13 protein-coding genes and 1 pseudogene are annotated in these 15,394 nt (G+C 64.6%); 11 read left to right on the top strand and 3 right to left on the bottom strand.

The window, feature by feature from the left end:
* Nucleotides 1–202 precede the first annotated feature (202 nt).
* The 4 genes from AC0L3U_RS09915 to AC0L3U_RS09900 all read left to right on the top strand — a co-directional run bounded on the left by AC0L3U_RS09915 (nucleotide 203) and on the right by AC0L3U_RS09900 (nucleotide 4,795).
* Nucleotides 203–2,158: an ABCB family ABC transporter ATP-binding protein/permease gene (locus tag AC0L3U_RS09915; protein ID WP_473361612.1), complete on the top strand. Its 1,956-nt coding sequence runs from the start codon at nucleotides 203–205 to the stop codon at nucleotides 2,156–2,158.
* Nucleotides 2,159–2,235: 77 nt separating this feature from the next.
* The gene (locus tag AC0L3U_RS09910; RefSeq protein ID WP_473361785.1) at nucleotides 2,236–2,940 is read left to right on the top strand and encodes a phosphatidylserine decarboxylase; all 705 of its coding nucleotides are present in this window, start codon (nucleotides 2,236–2,238) and stop codon (nucleotides 2,938–2,940) included.
* 86 nt (nucleotides 2,941–3,026) lie between these two features.
* The gene (locus tag AC0L3U_RS09905; RefSeq protein WP_473361611.1) at nucleotides 3,027–3,908 is read left to right on the top strand and encodes a CDP-alcohol phosphatidyltransferase family protein; all 882 of its coding nucleotides are present in this window, start codon (nucleotides 3,027–3,029) and stop codon (nucleotides 3,906–3,908) included.
* A gap of 167 nt (nucleotides 3,909–4,075) precedes the next feature.
* Entirely contained in the window at nucleotides 4,076–4,795 is a 720-nt protein-coding gene (locus AC0L3U_RS09900) for an RraA family protein (RefSeq protein WP_027569441.1), read from the top strand.
* An 18-nt stretch (nucleotides 4,796–4,813) separates the two neighbouring features.
* On the opposite strand, the gene AC0L3U_RS09895 is transcribed toward AC0L3U_RS09900, so the two are convergent.
* Nucleotides 4,814–5,107 carry a hypothetical protein gene (locus tag AC0L3U_RS09895; RefSeq protein WP_473361610.1) on the bottom strand — a complete coding sequence of 98 codons (294 nt, stop codon included), beginning with the start codon at nucleotides 5,105–5,107 and terminating at the stop codon, nucleotides 4,814–4,816.
* A 336-nt stretch (nucleotides 5,108–5,443) separates the two neighbouring features.
* Here AC0L3U_RS09895 and AC0L3U_RS09890 point away from each other — a divergent pair, with 336 nt between their 5' ends.
* The 7 genes from AC0L3U_RS09890 to AC0L3U_RS09860 all read left to right on the top strand — a co-directional run bounded on the left by AC0L3U_RS09890 (nucleotide 5,444) and on the right by AC0L3U_RS09860 (nucleotide 14,109).
* Nucleotides 5,444–6,217, top strand: a complete 774-nt coding sequence (locus AC0L3U_RS09890; RefSeq protein WP_018459340.1) for a motility protein A — start codon at nucleotides 5,444–5,446, stop codon at nucleotides 6,215–6,217.
* A gap of 23 nt (nucleotides 6,218–6,240) precedes the next feature.
* Nucleotides 6,241–7,071 carry an OmpA/MotB family protein gene (locus tag AC0L3U_RS09885; RefSeq protein ID WP_007592497.1) on the top strand — a complete coding sequence of 277 codons (831 nt, stop codon included), beginning with the start codon at nucleotides 6,241–6,243 and terminating at the stop codon, nucleotides 7,069–7,071.
* Nucleotides 7,072–7,344: 273 nt separating this feature from the next.
* Nucleotides 7,345–9,243: a potassium transporter Kup gene (locus tag AC0L3U_RS09880; RefSeq protein ID WP_473287329.1), complete on the top strand. Its 1,899-nt coding sequence runs from the start codon at nucleotides 7,345–7,347 to the stop codon at nucleotides 9,241–9,243.
* A 141-nt stretch (nucleotides 9,244–9,384) separates the two neighbouring features.
* The gene (locus AC0L3U_RS09875) at nucleotides 9,385–11,313 is read left to right on the top strand and encodes a potassium transporter Kup (RefSeq protein WP_473361609.1); all 1,929 of its coding nucleotides are present in this window, start codon (nucleotides 9,385–9,387) and stop codon (nucleotides 11,311–11,313) included.
* Nucleotides 11,314–11,484: 171 nt separating this feature from the next.
* Nucleotides 11,485–11,811, top strand: a complete 327-nt coding sequence (locus AC0L3U_RS09870) for a rhodanese-like domain-containing protein (protein WP_015686918.1) — start codon at nucleotides 11,485–11,487, stop codon at nucleotides 11,809–11,811.
* A gap of 8 nt (nucleotides 11,812–11,819) precedes the next feature.
* Complete coding sequence (locus tag AC0L3U_RS09865; RefSeq protein WP_473361608.1) at nucleotides 11,820–12,998, top strand: aminotransferase; 1,179 nt, start codon at nucleotides 11,820–11,822, stop codon at nucleotides 12,996–12,998.
* A gap of 4 nt (nucleotides 12,999–13,002) precedes the next feature.
* A complete protein-coding gene (locus tag AC0L3U_RS09860) occupies nucleotides 13,003–14,109 on the top strand; it encodes a polyamine ABC transporter substrate-binding protein (RefSeq protein WP_473361607.1) in 1,107 nt (368 codons plus the stop codon).
* Between the two features lie 10 nt (nucleotides 14,110–14,119).
* On the opposite strand, the gene AC0L3U_RS09855 is transcribed toward AC0L3U_RS09860, so the two are convergent.
* A complete protein-coding gene (locus AC0L3U_RS09855) occupies nucleotides 14,120–15,052 on the bottom strand; it encodes a lipid A biosynthesis lauroyl acyltransferase (RefSeq protein ID WP_473361606.1) in 933 nt (310 codons plus the stop codon).
* Nucleotides 15,053–15,060: 8 nt separating this feature from the next.
* Nucleotides 15,061–15,394, bottom strand: a pseudogene (locus AC0L3U_RS09850) (beta-ketoacyl-ACP synthase); the annotation flags it as partial.

The following is a 15,394-nucleotide window of genomic DNA, read 5'->3' as shown; positions in this document are numbered from 1 at the left end:
TGGTGCCATGATGCATTGCAGCGGAGAGGCGTCAAGTCCAATCGGTGATTCGGGACTTCCGGAAATCTACCGGTAAACGACGGCGAACAATCGAAGATTCGCCATCTGGCGGGGTGCATGGGCATCGGTAAGGCTCTATATGACAATCGAAAATCCTTAATGGCAACGCAGCCCGCATCTGACGGGCTTTTCAGGTTTCTTGATGGACCAACCTCAATCGCCCGCCGGCCCCAACGTTCCTGATCCCGCCGGGGGACCGCTGGAACGGGCCACGCTGATGGGCACGCTGGCGCATCTGTGGCCCTATATCTGGCCGGGCGACCGCTTCGACCTGAAGATGCGCGTGGTCTGGTCGATGGTGCTGCTGCTCGCCGCCAAGCTGATCACGCTGACGGTTCCTTTCAGCTTCAAATGGGCGACCGACGCGCTGACCGGCGCCAACACCGCGCCGGTGCAGGCCGACAATTGGCACCTCTGGGTGATCGCCTCGCCGCTGCTGCTGACCGCCAGCTACGGCGTGATGCGCATCGTGATGGCGGTGCTGACGCAATGGCGCGACGGCATTTTCGCGCGCGTCGCCATGCACGCGGTGCGCAAGCTTGCCACCATCACCTTCATCCACATGCACGAGCTGTCGCTGCGCTTCCACCTGGAGCGCAAGACCGGCGGCCTGACGCGCGTGCTCGAGCGCGGCCGCGAGGGCATCGAGGTCATCGTGCGGATGGTGATCCTGCAGCTGATCCCGACCATCGTCGAGGTCTCGCTGCTGATGGCCGTGCTGCTGTGGCAGTTCGATTGGCGTTTCGTGCTCGCGACCCTCGTCACTGTCGCCGTCTACATGTACTACACCTACATCGCGACGGAGTGGCGGATCGGCATCCGCCGCAAGATGAATGATGCCGACACCGAGGCGAACACCAAGGCGATCGACTCGCTGCTCAACTACGAGACCGTCAAATATTTCAGCGCCGAGACCCGTGAGGCGCAGCGCTACGACCGATCGGTCGCGCGTTACGAGGAGTCGAGCGTGCAGGCTTATACTTCGCTTGCAGTCCTCAACACCGGGCAAGCCGTGATCTTCACGCTGGGACTGACCGCGACCATGCTGATGTGCGCGATCGGCGTCCGCAACGGCACCAACACGGTCGGCGATTTCGTGCTGGTCAACGCCATGATGATCCAGCTTTACCAGCCCTTGAACTTCATGGGCATGGTCTATCGCGAGATCAAGCAGGCGATCATCGACATCGAGAAGATGTTCAACGTGCTGGGGCGCGAGGCCGAGATCAAGGACGCACCGGACGCGAAGCCGCTGGTGGTCTCAGCGGGCAATGTGCGTTTCGAGGACGTGCGCTTCGCCTATGAGCCTGCGCGCCCGATCCTGAAGGGCATCAGCTTCGAGGTGCCGGCCGGCAAGACGGTGGCGATCGTCGGCCCGTCCGGCGCCGGCAAATCGACCATCTCGCGGCTGCTGTTCCGCCTCTACGACATCTCCGGCGGCCGCATCCTGATCGACGGCCAGGACATTCGCGAGGTCACGCAGGCGAGCTTGCGCGCGTGCATCGGCATGGTGCCGCAGGACACCGTGCTGTTCAACGACACCATCCGCTACAACATTCGCTACGGTCGCTGGGACGCCAGCGATACCGAGGTCGAGCAGGCAGCGCAGCTGGCGCAGATCGATCATTTCATCCGCATGGCACCGAAGGGCTACGAGACCCAGGTCGGCGAGCGCGGCCTGAAGCTGTCGGGCGGCGAAAAACAGCGCGTCGCGATCGCGCGCACCGTGTTGAAGGCGCCGCCGATCCTGGTGCTGGACGAGGCGACCTCCGCACTGGACACCCACACCGAGCACGAAATCCAGGGTGCGCTCGAGCGCGTGGCGAAGAACCGTACTTCGCTGGTGATCGCCCATCGGCTCTCGACCATCGTCGGCGCCGACGAGATCATCGTGCTGGACCAGGGCCGCATTGCCGAGCGTGGCACCCACGCAAAACTGCTCGCGGAGGGGGGACTTTACGCCAGCATGTGGAACAGGCAGCGCGAGGCCGAGGCGGCGCGCGAGAAACTGGCCAGGATGGCCGACCCTGACGAGGCGCCCAACCGGGAGCCACCGCCGGTCGCCGATGTCCTGACGGCGCCTGCGGCGGCGGAGTGACCTTGTCTCCGGTCCCAACTCTGGCCTAAACAACACCACCGCGCGGGACGACCTGCGCCATCAACCCTGAGCGGCAAATAGCGATGTCCATTCTCGATTCGATCCAGCGTCAGATCCCGCCAATCCACAAGGAGGGTTATCCCTTCATCGGCGGCTTTGCGCTGGCCAGCCTGGTCCTGTTCTGGCTGTGGTCGCCTTTGGGATGGATCGGCACCATCCTGACCGTGTGGTGCGCGCTGTTCTTCCGCGACCCCGTGCGCGTGACCCCGGTGCGCGAGGGGCTCGTGGTGTCGCCCGCCGACGGCCGCGTCTCGATGATCACCATGGCGCTGCCGCCCGCCGAGCTCGGGCTCGGCGACCGGCCACTGCCGCGCATCTCGGTGTTCATGAGCGTGTTCAACTGCCATGTGAACCGCAGCCCGATCGCGGGCCGGGTGGACCGTATCGCCTACCGCCCCGGCCTTTTCATCAATGCCGAGCTGGACAAGGCGAGCGAGGACAATGAGCGCAACTCGCTGGTGATCACGACGCCGACGGCGCGGATCGGCGTGGTTCAGATCGCAGGGCTCGTCGCCAAGCGCATCGTCTGCTTCGTCAAAGAGGGGCAGGCGATCGGCGCCGGTGAGCGCTTCGGTCTGATCCGCTTCGGCTCGCGGCTCGACGTCTATCTGCCGCTGGGCACCAGGGCGCTGGTCTCGGAAGGCCAGACCGCGATCGCCGGCGAGACGATTCTGGCCGATCTCGCCGGAGACGACCCGAGCCGCGCCTACCGCTCCAATTAACCAATAAGTCGGCCCGAGGGGCCTTCCGCCGCAATGGCGGAGGGGAACGCGGCTTGCTATACCTCGCCCCAAGGTGAGGACGAGCCATGACGCCCTACGACTCTAGAGATCCAGACGTACGCCGGCGGCGGTTCCGCCCGATCCCGGTGCGCATGCTGGTGCCCAACGTCATCACGCTGCTGGCGATCTGCGCCGGCCTGACCTCAATCCGGCTCTCGATCGAGGGGCGGATGTCGCTCGCGGTCTACGCCATCGTGTTCGCGGCGGCACTCGACGGCATCGACGGCCGCATCGCGCGCATGATCAAGGGGCAGTCCAAGTTCGGCGCCGAGCTCGACAGCCTCGCCGACTTCGTCAATTTCGGCGTGGCGCCCGGCCTGATGCTGTATTTCTGGCAGCTGCACGAGCTCGGCAATGCCGGCTGGATCGCGGCCATGGTGTTCGCGATCTCCGGTGGCCTCCGCCTGGCGCGCTTCAATGCCACCATGGACGATCCCAACAAGCCGGCCTTTGCCGCGAATTTCTTCACCGGCGTGCCGGCGCCGGCCGGCGCGATCACGGTGCTGCTGCCGATCTATATCGCGTTCCTCGATCTCGGCCGGCTGCCTGCGGCGGTGACGGCTGCGTATACGCTGCTGATCGCCTTCCTGATGGTGTCGCGCCTGCCGGTGTTCTCCGGCAAGACCAAGCGCATGCGCGTGCCGCCCGAACTGGTGCTGCCGGCGTTCGTCGCTGTGGTTGTGTTCATCGCGATCCTGATCGCCTATCCCTGGCACGTGCTGTCCATCGGAACGGTGCTGTATCTCCTCGCTTTGCCGCTCGGCTACAAATCCTATCGCGACCAGGCACGCGCAATGGAAGCCACCGCGCCGGCTGGAGGCGAGGTCTCCTCTCCGCCGTCGGCACCGACGCTGGCAAACCTGTCGGAGCCGCCGCGCGAAGACGACCGGCCCGACCGGCTGCACTGAACGGCAAGCGCCAAGCAGCGAGGCACTGAGCCCAAAGCCACTTAGGCAGCGAGACTTGGATATCTGCCATGAGGCGCCCTGAGTTGGGTTGAGGCCCGATCTCGGCTATATCGCCCGGTGCCGGCGGCACCGCGCCAACAGTGGCCGCCAATCTGGGAGAGAACGCCGTGACGAATACTGCGACCGGGCCGCTGCCCGCTTCCGTCCTCGAAGCGCTGGGCCGCTATGACACGCCGACGATCTGCAATGCCATGGAGATCGTGGCGCCCGAGCGCCGGCTGATCGGCTACACCACCAAGCCGCTGGTCTGCCCATTTCCCGATCTGCCCCCGATCGTCGGCTATGCCCGCACGGTCGCGATCCGCTCGGTGCTGAAAAATTCGCTACCGCCGGAAGAGCAGTCCAAGCGCCGCATCGACTATTACGAATATGTCGGTACCGGCCACGGTCCGCGCATCTCGGTGATCCAGGACATCGACGGTCCCGACGTCGGCTACGGCGCGTTCTGGGGCGAGGTGCAGAGCAACGTGCACAAGGCGCTAGGCTGTCTCGGCGTCATCACCGACGGTTCGATCCGCGACATCCCGCAATGGGCGCCGGGCTTCCAGGCGCTGGCCGGCTCGATCGGCCCGTCGCATGCCTGGGTGCACGCCGAGAGCTTTGGCGGCGAAGTGCGCGTCGCCGGCATGACCGTCAAGTCGGACGATTTGATCCACGCCGACCAGCACGGCGCCATCGTGATCCCGCACGATATCGCCGCAAAGCTGCCCGAGGCTGCCGAGCTCTGCGGCCGCCGCGAGACGCCGATCCTCGAGATCGCCCGCAGCCCCGACTTCTCGCTGGAGAAGCTCAAGGCCGCGCTGAAGCGCTCGGCGGAGATCCACTAACGGCGGGACCGCAATGATCTACGGTTGCGACGCCGCTCGCAGGCTGCCCTGTTCCGTCAGGAACAGGGCGGCCTGATCCGGCTCGCCGAGCACCGCGGCAGCGCATCCGATCAAGGTGAAGCCGCCGGCAAAATCCCACAGGGTGATATTGTCCGCATTGTCCGGCATGTGGATCAGGCGTGCTGCGATCACGGCCAGGGCCGCCTCGACAAAGAGCAGCACGCTGAAGGCCGGCAGGACGAGCCCGGGTTCGAGCATGTGGAGCGCCAGCACTGCGGGAAGCGCGGTGAGAAGACTGAACAGCGTCACCATTGCGATGCCTTCCGCCCTGAGGAGCCGGCCCGCTCCAGAATACCAACTGATCGGTCGCCCCCGATGTGGCGCAGGGCCGCAGCCGAAGGGATCGCGCGCGCACGGCCTTGAGTGATGGGGTACGCGCAACGCCCTATGGTTAGCGAAATGTTGAAATCCCTGTCGGCACTCGGCAAAAGCCGGCGCCTTTCAGCGCGCTGCGGCCGCCAGGCGCGACGGCTCCACTTAACCTTTACGCGTCTTTAATCGCAGCTCACTAGGGTTTCCGATGCGGTTCGGGGTTGGGCCGCGCCATCGGCCAGGACGGCCGTTGTTGCGTTCGCGTTGGAGTCTCCCATGGATATCATGACGAGCATCGGGCTCGTGGCGGGTATTGTCGTCATCGCGACGATGATGCTGCTGGGCGGCGATCTCCACATGTTCGTTTCCGAGCATGCGATGATCATCATCTTCGGCGGCTCGACGGCTGCGACCATGATCCGCTTTCCGCTCTCGACGCTGATCCACGGCCTGCCGCTCGGCGCCAAGTTTGCCTTCACGATGAGCCGTCTGTCGGCGCACGATCTGGTCGACGAGCTCGCCCGTATCGCCGAGATCGCCCGCAAGCAGGGCCCGGTGGGGCTGGAAAAAGTCGAGACCGACGAGCCGTTCCTGGCCAAGGGCATCCGCTACGTCGCCGACGGCTACGACCTCGATTTCATTCGCGACAATCTCGAGCGCGACCGCGATAATTTTTTGATGCATCTGGACGAAGGCAGCAAGATCTACCGCGCCATCGGCGACTGCGCCCCGGCCTTCGGCATGGTCGGCACGCTGATCGGCATGGTGCAGATGTTCGCCAACATGACCGACCCCTCAAAGCTCGGCCCGTTCATGGCGACCGCGCTGCTCGCGACTCTCTACGGCGCGCTGGTCGCCAACCTGTTCTGTACTCCGATCGCCGACAAGCTGCATGGCAAGCTCCTGGACGAAGAGACCAACCGCACGTTGATCATCGACGGCATCCTGATGATCCGCGACTCCAAGAGCCCGACGCTGGTCCGCGAAATGCTGCTGGCCTATCTGCCCGAGAAGCACCGCCACGCCGAAGGCGAGCCGGTGCCGGCCTGAGGCCGCGCATCGGGATTTGAGACATGGCCAAGAAGAAGCGCGGCGATTCACACGGAGGCGGTCACGGCTGGTTCGTGACCTTCGCCGACCTGATGGGCCTGATGATGAGCTTCTTCGTGATGCTCGTCGCGTTCTCGACGCAGGATGCCAACAAGCTCAAGGTCGTCGCAGGCTCCATGCGCGACGCCTTCGGTGTTCAGACCGAAGCGCGCTATTCCGGCATCGTCGAGTCCGACGGGCTGCCGACCCGCCCGCGGCTGAAGAACGTCGATCACATTCAGCCCGAGGACTCCTCCAACACGCCGACGCCGGACCAGGAGGATCGTGACCGCACCTCGGGCGCGAAGATCAAGGTCGACCGCAATTTTGCGCTGGCGGCGGCCTCGCTGCGCCAAGCGTTGCAGGACATGCCAGAACTGACCGAGATGTCGAAGCACATCATGTTCGAGGAGACCAAGCAGGGCCTCAACCTCGAGATCGTGGACCAGGACGGCCGCTCGATGTTCGCCGACGGCTCCAAAGTGCCCTATGACCGCACCCGGCGCCTGATCGAGAAGCTCGCTGTCCCGCTCAAGGCGACACCGCTGCGCGTCTCCATCGCTGGCCACACCGCGGCTGGATTCGTGCCGACCCGCAGCGACTACGGCGCCTTCGACCTGTCGGCAGACCGCGCCAATGCCGTGCGTCAGATCCTCGAACGCGAGGGCCTGCCGGCCGCCCATGTCTTCGCCGTCGCCGGCAAGGCGGACACCCAGCCGCTGTTTCCGGACGATCCCTCGCTCGCGGCCAACCGGCGGGTGACCATCACCCTGATGCGCGAAGATCCGCCGCTGCCGCCGAATCTGAAGCCGTAGGGCGCATTCGAGCAAAGCGGACCCTGTTTCGCGCGAAGAAAGCACGACAAAACAAGGATGTAGAGCCAATTCCCGTTCGATCGGGGACGGACAGGCTCAGGGCTCTTGTGCCACAATCTTACCTGAGGCATGTCGTCGCGTGGACGACGACCGTTGCTGCGCCGTCACAGCATCTGCCTTGGCGCCTGCTATGGTGATGTGCCGATTGACAGGGGCGCCGGAACCGTCAAAAGGCGCCGGATCAATTCTCGGGCAAAAGCGTTCCAGTTTCATATGACGGCGAGCATCACATCGACCGAAGCTCCGGACGGACCGGTCAGCTCGGGTTTCTGGGGCCTGACGCTCGGGAGCATCGGCGTCGTCTTCGGCGACATCGGGACGTCGCCGCTCTACGCATTCCACGAGGCCGTCAGGGGCGCGGCCCACGGTCAGCCGGTCTCGCGGGTCATGGTGCTCGGCGTGCTCTCGCTGATCCTCTGGGCGCTGCTGATCGTCGTCACCGCCAAATACGTTCTGCTGCTGCTGCGCGCCGACAACAACGGGGAGGGCGGCACGCTTTCCCTCATGGCGCTCGGTCAGCGCGCGCTCGGGCGGCGGAGCTGGTTCCTGACGGCGCTTGGCGTGGTCGGCGCCTCCATGTTCATCGGCGATTCCATGATCACGCCGGCGATCTCGGTGCTGTCGGCGGTCGAGGGTCTGAAGCTCGCAACACCCGCCTTCGAGCACTATGTCGTTCCCCTGACCGTTCTCATCCTGGCGCTGCTGTTCGCGGTCCAGAGCAAGGGGACGGCGCTGGTCGCCTCGGCTTTCGGGCCGGTGATGGTCGTCTGGTTCACCGTCCTTGCCGTGTTGGGCGCCGTTCACATCGCCGACGATCCGTCGGTGCTGGCAGCAATCAATCCCTACTACGCGCTGCAATTCCTGCTGTCGCACGGCACGATCGGCTTGGTGACACTGGGCGCGGTGTTCCTCGCGGTGACCGGCGGCGAGGCGCTTTACGCAGACCTCGGCCATTTCGGCCGCAAGCCGATCCAGTCGGCCTGGATGTTCTTCGTCCTGCCCGCGCTCCTGATCAACTATTTCGGGCAGGGCGCACTGGTGCTGTCGGATCCCAGCGCGATCGAGCACTCTTTCTATCGCATGGTGCCCGAGCATTTCGTGCTGCCGCTGGTCGGACTTGCGACCGCGGCGACCGTGATCGCGAGCCAGGCGGTGATCACAGGGGCCTATTCGCTGGTCTATCAGGCTGTGCAGCTCGGCCTCCTGCCGCGCTTCGAGGTGCGCTTCACCTCGGAAACTCATGCCGGCCAGATCTATCTGCCGCGTGTAAACCGGCTGCTCCTGATTGGTGTGATGCTGCTGGTGCTGTTGTTCCACACCCCCAGCAATCTGGCTTCGGCCTACGGTATTGCGGTTTCCACCACCATGGTTGCCGACGGCATCATGGGCTTCATCGTGATCTGGAAATTGTGGAACTGGCGCGCGGCGACGGCCGCGGCCGTGATCCTGCCCTTCGTCGTGGTCGACATCAGCTTCTTCAGCGCGAATCTTCTGAAGCTGCTGGAAGGCGCCTGGGTGCCGCTGCTGTTCGGCGTGCTCATGGCCGGGACAATCTGGACCTGGCGGCGAGGGTCCGCGATCCTGATCCAGAAAACGCGCCGCATCGAGGTGCCGCTGGACGATCTGATCCGGAGCTTGGAGAAGCGGCCGCCGCACATCGTCAAGGGCACCGCGGTGTTCCTGACCAGCGATCCCTCCTTCGTGCCGACCGCGCTGCTGCACAATCTCAAGCACAACAAGGTGCTGCACGAGCACAACGTGGTCCTGACCATCGAGACCGCGCATACGCCGCGGGTCGACCTATCGGAGCGTTTCCGGATGGAGAAGATCAGCGACAAGTTCTTCAAGGTCCGCCTGCGCTTCGGTTACATGGAGCAGCCAAACGTGCCCAAGGCGCTCGCGATCGCGCGCAAGCAGGGCTGGCAGTTCGACATCATGTCGACCTCGTTCTTCGTGTCGCGGCGCTCGCTGAAGGCGTCGGCGCAGTCCGGCATGCCGCTTTGGCAGGACCATTTGTTCATCGCGCTGAGCCGGTCCGCCAACGACGCCACCGACTATTTCCAAATTCCCACCGGGCGGGTGGTTGAAGTCGGAACCCAAGTCACCATCTAAACGGCGACTGGCAGAGACATGCAAAATTGCATGCCAAAGCCCCAAAATCGGGCTAGGCTATGCCGGTAGCGCAGGCCTATAAGCCGCGCGCCCTTCTGCCGTTGTGCAGTGAAGCATTTTCAGAGGCCATCAGGCTCTCCCATGACAAGTGATGTAGCGATTTCCGCCCCGGAAACGGCGGCGGCCAATGGGCATGGCGACGCCCACACCACCGCCGGTTTCGGTGCGCTGACACTCGGCAGCATCGGCGTCGTCTACGGCGATATCGGCACCAGCCCGCTCTACGCGTTCCGCGAGGCGGTCATGGCGGCTTCTGGCGCGGAGGGGCTGCCGACGCCGGCGGCCGTGCTCGGCGTGCTCTCCCTGATCCTGTGGGCGCTCATCATCGTGGTGACGCTCAAATACGTCGTGATCCTGCTCCGCGCCGACAACAACGGCGAGGGCGGCACGCTGGCGCTGATGGCGCTGGCCCAGCGCGCAGTCGGCACCCGCGGAACAACCATCGTCCTGCTCGGCATCATTTCCGGCGCCCTGTTCTACGGCGACGCCGTGATCACGCCGGCGCTCTCGGTGCTGTCGGCGATCGAAGGCATGAAGGACGTGACCCTGCACTTCGAGCCCTACATCGTGCCGCTGACCGTGATCATCCTGGTTGGTCTGTTTGCCGTGCAATCCCGTGGCACCGCTCGCGTGGCCGCCTTCTTCGGCCCGATCATGTGCGTCTGGTTCGCCGTGATCGCGATCGCGGCGATCAACCCGATCATCCAGCAGCCGCAGGTGCTGTTGGCGCTGAACCCGCTCTATGCCGTGTCCTTCATGATCCACCATGGCATCATCGGCTTCGTGACGCTCGGCGCGGTGTTTCTGGCGGTCACCGGTGCCGAGGCGCTCTATGCCGACCTCGGCCATTTCGGCAAGCGGCCGATCCAGACCGCCTGGCTGTTCATCGTGGTGCCGTCGCTGGCATTGAACTATCTGGGGCAGGGGGCGCTCGTGCTCGGCGATCCCGGCGCGATCGTGAGCCCGTTCTTCCAGCTCTTTCCGCAAGGCTTCTTCCGCGGCTGCATGGTCGTGCTGGCGACCGCCGCAACTGTCATCGCGAGCCAGGCGGTCATCACCGGTGCCTATTCGCTGACGCGCCAGGCGATCCAGCTCGGTCTGTTGCCGCGTTTTGAAATTCGCCATACGTCCGAAGCCCATTCGGGCCAGATCTTCATCCCGCGCATCAACCAGCTCCTGCTGGTCGCGGTGGTGCTGCTGGTGCTGCTGTTCCGCTCTTCCACCGCGCTGGCGTCGGCCTATGGCATCTCCGTCACCGGGACCATGGTGGTCACGGCGATGATGGGTTTTGTGGTGATCTGGAAGGTCTGGAAATGGTCGCCGTTCACGGCCGCCGCCCTGATCGCGCCGTTCCTGTTCCTCGACCTGACCTTTCTCGCCGCCAATCTGCTCAAGGTGTTCGAGGGCGGCTGGGTGCCCCTGGCGCTCGGCGCAGTCATGATCATGCTGATGTACACGTGGCGGCGCGGCAGCCGGCTGCTGTTCGAGAAGTCGCGCAAGCTCGAATTCCCGCTCGCCGACCTCGTGGCGATGCTGGAGAAGCGCCCGCCGCAGCGCGTGCCCGGCACCGCCGTGTTCCTGACCAGCGATCCCCTCAGTGCCCCGACCGCGCTGATGCATAGTCTGAAGCACTACAAGGTGCTGCACGAGAAGAACGTCATTCTCACCATCGAGACCGCACAGACCCCGCGCATCGATCCGGCCGAGCGGGTGAAGCTGGAACAGATCTCGCCGACCTTCTCCAAGGTGACGCTGAAGTTCGGCTTCATGGAATCGCCCAACGTGCCGAAGGCGCTGGCGATCGCCCGGAAGCTCGGCTGGCAGTTCGACATCATGTCGACCTCCTTCTTCCTGTCGCGGAGGGCGCTGAAACCGGCGGCCCATTCCGGCATGCCGCGCTGGCAGGACCGGCTGTTCATCTCGCTCAGCCGTTCCGCCAACGACGCCACCGACTATTTCCAGATCCCCTCCGGCCGCGTCGTCGAGGTCGGCACCCAGGTCACCATCTAAAGTGACGATCTGATCCTCCGTTGGAAGGTCGCGCTTCAAGTCGCTGCGATTTAGCTTTAACTTGCGCAATGCAGCTCAAGCCTTTGTAGTGCTTGATTTTCACCGGCCGAGAGGCGAGGTTGCCGGCCGCCGGGATCGCCCCGGCAGCGGCCCGCGACGTTGGAGGATGATGTGGCAAATCAAGTACAGGATCTGACCCCGGACGAGGTCTCCAAGGGTGTCGCGGAAGGGCGCTATCTCCTGGTCGACGTGCGCGAGCCGAACGAGGTCGAGGCCGAGGCCTATCCCTACGGCGTGGTCGTGCCGCTCTCGACTTTCGATCCCAAGGCGATTCCCGATCCCGCCGGCAAGGAGGTCGTGTTCGCCTGCCGCTCGGGCAAGCGTTCCGTGACGGCCTCGCTGGCGGCGCAGGCGGCAGGGCTGCCTTACGACAAGCATCTGGCCGGCGGCATGCTGGGCTGGAAGGCGGCGGGTCTTCCCAGCAAGGTCGGCGGCTGACCCCGCCGATGTCCAAGAGCTCGTCCCTCAACAAGGTCTTCGCGGACCTTCCCGTCACCATCTTCGAGGCGATGTCGCAGGCCGCGCGCGACAATGCCGCCATCAATCTCGGCCAGGGCTTTCCCGACGATCCCGGGCCCGAGGACATCCGCCGCGCCGCGGCCGAGGCCTCGCTGAACGGCTACAACCAGTACCCGTCGATGATGGGCCTGCCCGAGCTGCGCCAGGCGATCGCGACCCATTACGGCCACTGGCATGGCCTCGAGCTCGATCCGATGAGCGAGGTGATGGTGACCTCCGGCGGCACCGAGGCCCTGACCTCGGCCATCCTCGCCGTCGTCCAGCCCGGTGACGAGGTGGTTTGCTTCCAGCCGGTCTACGATTCCTACCTGCCGATCATCCGGCAGGCCGGCGGCATTCCGCGCCTGGTCCGGCTCGAGCCGCCGCATTGGCGGCTGAATGAGGACATGCTGAAAAGCGTCTTCAATTCAAAGACCAAGGCGGTGCTCTTCAACAATCCCCTGAATCCCTCCGCGGTGGTGTTTCCGCGCGAGGACCTCGAGCTTTTGGCGCGCTACTGCCAGGAGTTCGACGTCATCGCGATCTGCGACGAGGTCTGGGAGCACGTTACTTTCGACGAGCACAAGCACATCCCGCTGATCACCATCCCCGGCATGCGGGATCGCACCATCAAGGTCGGCTCGGCCGGCAAGATCTTCTCGTTGACGGGCTGGAAGATCGGCTTCGTTTGCGCCGCGCCGCCGTTGCTGCGCGTTGCCGCCAAGGTGCACCAGTTCCTGACCTTCACCACCGCGCCGAACCTCCAGGCCGCCGTCGCCTACGGCCTTGGCAAGCCGGACGAGTATTTCCTGTCGATGCGCAAGGACCTGGCGCGGAGCAGGGACCGCCTCGCCAAGGGACTGGAGAGCCTCGGCTTCCCGGTGCTGAAGTCGCAGGGCACCTACTTCCTCACCGTCGACCTGTCCCCGCTCGGGCTGAACGAGAGCGACGCCGAGTTCTGCTGGCGGATCGTGAAGGACTACAAGGTCGCGGCAATCCCGGTGTCGGCCTTCTACGAGCAGGACCCTGTGACCTCGGTGGTGCGCTTCTGCTTTGCCAAGAAGGACGAGACGCTCGACACCGCGCTGGAGCGGCTGTCGGACGCGGTGCGCGGGCGCAAGAGGTAGGGAGATGACGAACGTCAGCCGCTTTGGTTTTGGCCTCGCGATCGCCGCCGCGCTGACGTTGCTCTCCGCCCCCGCGGGGGCCGAGGAGCGAGTCGTCAACTTCTACAACTGGTCGAACTACGTGGCGCCCGATGTCCTCGAGGCCTTCACCAAGGAGACCGGCATCAAGGTCGTCTACGACACTTTTGACGCCAACGAGACCCTGGAGACGCGCTTGATGGCCGGCAAGTCCGGCTATGACGTCGTGGTGCCCACCGCCTATTTCCTCCAGCGCCAGATCAAGGCCAACATCTTCCAGAAGCTCGACAAGTCGAAGCTGCCGAACCTGGCCAATGCCTGGCCGGTGGTGACCGAACGTCTCGCGATCTACGATCCCGGCAATGTCTACGCCGCCAATTACATGTGGGGCACGACGGGCATCGGCTACAACGTCGCCAAGCTGAAGCAGATTCTCGGAGCGGATGCGAAGATCGACAGCTGGGACATCGTGTTCAAGCCGGAGAATCTCGCGAAATTCAAGGACTGCGGCGTCCACATGCTGGATTCCGCCGACGACATCTTCCCGGCGGCGTTGAACTATCTCGGGCTCGATCCGAACTCGACCAAGCAGGCCGACCTCGAAAAGGCCGCCGATGTCGTCGCCAAGGTCCGGCCCGCCGTGCGCAAGTTTCACTCGTCCGAATATTTAAGCGCGCTCGCAACGGGCGAGATCTGCTTCGTGGTCGGCTGGTCCGGCGACATCATGCAAGCCCGCGCCCGCGCTGCCGAAGCCAAAAGCGGCATCGAGATCGGCTACACGATTCCGAAGGAGGGCGCGCAGATGTTCTTCGACAATCTCGCGATCCCCGCGGATGCCAGGAACGTCAAGGAAGCCTACGAGCTGATCAACTATCTCTACCGTCCGGACGTGGCCGCCAAGAATACGGACTTCCTGTCCTACGCCAACGGCAACCTCGCCAGCCAGAAGCTGGTCGACCCGAAGATCCTGAACGACAAGAATATCTATCCGGACGAGGCGACGCTCGCGAAACTGTTCGTCATCACGGCGCGTGAGCCGGCGACCCAGCGGGTCATCAACCGGCTGTGGACCAGGGTGAAGACGGGGCGGTAAGGACTGTCCGCTACCGCCACCTGCGGTGCAGCCACAACCACTGCTCCGGATGCTCGCGGACCCAGCCTTCCACTACGCTCGTGATCGCCTGCGTGGTGCCCTGGATGTCGATCTTGCCGTCGGCGTCGCGCACCGGGTGGACCTCTTCGGTGATCTCGGCGGTGAAGCGGCCGCCGGGCAGGCGGATGACGCGGACGCCGTGGATCGGGCATTCCACCTGGCGCAACAGGCGCGCCAACATCGGATTGGCGCGGGTCTTGCGGCCGAAGAAGGTGACCTCGACGCCGCCGGTCAGATACTGGTCGATCAGCATCGCGACGTGCTTGCCGTCCTTGAGCGCCTGCGCGAGCCGCAGCGGCGCGTCGCGCCCTGCCGGGATCAGCGTGCCCATGTTAACCTGGCGCATCTCCTGGATGATGCGGTCGGCGGACGCGATATTCGGGCGGCGGTAGAGGATCGCCGCATCGAGCCCGTGTGCGACGGCGGCAAGCGCCGGCAATTCCCAGTTGGCGAGATGCGCGGCGAAGATCAGCGCGGGTTTGCCGTCGTCGCGGATCTGATCGAACAGCTCGATGCTGCGGCTGGGCAGTTCGATCCGACTGTTTTCCGGATGATCGCGGTCGTAATCCCAGACGTGGTCCATATGGGCGAATTCGGCGCCGACGCGACCGAGATTGTCCCAGACGCCCATCAGGATGGATTCGATTTCCTCGGGCGATTTCTCCGGAAAGGCCGCGCTGAGGTTGGCGCGGCCGATGCGGTGCTCGCGAAGGCGCGGCCCGATCAGCTTGGTGACACGTGCGAAAAAGTCCGAGGTCTTGGCCGGATCGAAATAACGCGTGGTGCGCAACATGCCGACGGTGGCCGCGCCGATCAGGCCTCCACCGATCGATTTGGCCGTCTCCCGCGCGCGGGCCTTCGTCCTCGCAGGAAGCAGCGCCATGCGTCCGGTCAGGCCGGTTCGCGGGTCAGGATCAGCGAGGCGTTCTGGCCGCCGAAGCCGAACGAGTTCGACATCACAGCGGTGACGCGGGCATCGCGTGCCTTGTTGCCGACGACGTCGAACAGGATCGTTGGGTCGGGATTGTCGTAGTTGATCGTCGGCGGGATGCGCTGATGTTCGAGCGTGAGCAGCGAGAAGATTGCCTCGACCGCGCCGGCGGCCGAGATGGTGTGGCCGACCATCGACTTGTTGGAGGTGACCGGAATCTTCGAGACGAGGTCGCCGAACACGGCCGATGTCGTATTGTACTCCATCTTGTCGTTCTCGGGCGTCGCGGTGCCG

The sequence above is a fragment of the Bradyrhizobium sp. Kon69 genome, assembly GCF_055807515.1.
Note: the sequence above shows the minus strand (reverse complement) of the source record. Positions and strands in the feature narration are given on the sequence as shown.